General features: G+C 31.2%; 1 protein-coding gene. It reads left to right on the top strand.

Features of this window, described 5'->3' with window-relative positions; genetic code table 11:
- Positions 1-1,095 (top strand): hypothetical protein (locus KO494_RS15875; RefSeq protein ID WP_215968608.1); only part of this gene is annotated, 1,095 nt, incomplete at its 5' end.
- Between the last annotated feature and the right edge of the window lie 470 nt (positions 1,096-1,565).

Here is a 1,565-nt window from a genome sequence, read left to right as displayed (position 1 = left end):
TTTCCATACACGAGAACGTTAGCAAATATTAAAAACAAACATCGTGCAATCGAAATGAACTATCTTAAATTACTATTGTTTCTATTTTTAATCTCTCAAAATGTTCACGGACAATTTGCCTTTAACAACATAGAGTTTAAGCTAAAAAATCCACCATCATCGAGTTATAAAGTTATCCAAACTGAAAAAGGGAAACTAAAGAAAATTCTTGAATTCAATAATGATGGGAAGATTATTTTCGATTATCGAGAAACCGAAATTCCGCCTTTTTTTAAATGGAAAGAACCACATCGATTTGTTTATGCAAACGAATACGATGCTAATGGGAGAATTATAAAAAGGTATGACTTTAATTCAAATGCTGGTTTGACAATTTACTCATACGTGTATGAACAAAATCCATTGACCAAAACACTTTACAAACAAGAATATCTAGAAACAGAAGATTTTAAAAAAAACACAAATGCTTACGCTTTTATATCAAAATTCAAAAACTTTGAGCAACTAAAGAATTCTAAAGAAGTTTTAACCATTATTTCATCACCAAAAATTAAAGGTTACGTTGAGAATCTTAATCAAGAAAATAAACCAATTGAGATTAAAGAATACAGTAGAATGTATAGAGATACAATTGTGACTTCTATCACATACAACTCAAAAGGCGAAGAATTATCAAAAAAGGTTGTTGGAACGAGTACAAACGAAATAAAAAGAGAAGTAATTAGTGAGTTCGAACAAAATTCTGAAATTACGGAAATAATAAACTTTAGAAACGGAGAAAAAACTTCGGTTTACCGATTTGCCGAATCAAAAAACCCAACCGAAAATACGGAAACTGAATATTCCGAGAGAAAGGGAATTTTAAATATAAGGCACAAAATTTATGACAAAGACGGATATTTAACAAAAGTAACTGTCTATGAAACTGACTTTAAAGGAGATTTAATTATTCCTATAACATCGGATTTAAGAAAAACCTCTGAAATGATTTATAAATATAACAATGATGGACTTTTGGAAAAGGAGATTATGACAAATTATAAAACTGGAAAAAAGGACGTCAGAAAATATAAGTATCGCATTGAAAGTGAATAAATAACATTTGCTAACACCGTATAAAAATAATTGCGGTTTAGTGCTAAATCAAAGGTCGTTGCGTGTTTGTAACGTCTGATTTTCCTTCGGAAAATCCTCGCATACAAACCCGCAACTATTCTTATACATAAACGTTACCAAAAATAGCGTAACAGCAAACTCCTAAACCGAACATAACGCAGAATAGATTACGTGAAAAAAAGCAATACGCGGATTTTTTGCCAATCATGTTTTTGACTTCCTTAGCAATTTGACACAGCAGTTTATAATCGGAATTTAAAACGCATTTCGGAATTTACTCAATCCTTCTCTCCTTCTTGCGAATTTAATGCTTGCTAAAGTCCATTGCTTACTTACGAGAATCTAAGCGGATTTTCATCCAATCTATCTCCTGGACTTCACTCAGAACCGACAAGAGCGTTTTTAACATCTAAGTTTTAAACCGAATTCCTTAATTAACTCAATCCTAT

The organism is Lacinutrix sp. C3R15, assembly GCF_018860825.1.
GTDB lineage: Bacteria > Bacteroidota > Bacteroidia > Flavobacteriales > Flavobacteriaceae > Oceanihabitans.
Note: the sequence above shows the minus strand (reverse complement) of the source record. Positions and strands in the feature narration are given on the sequence as shown.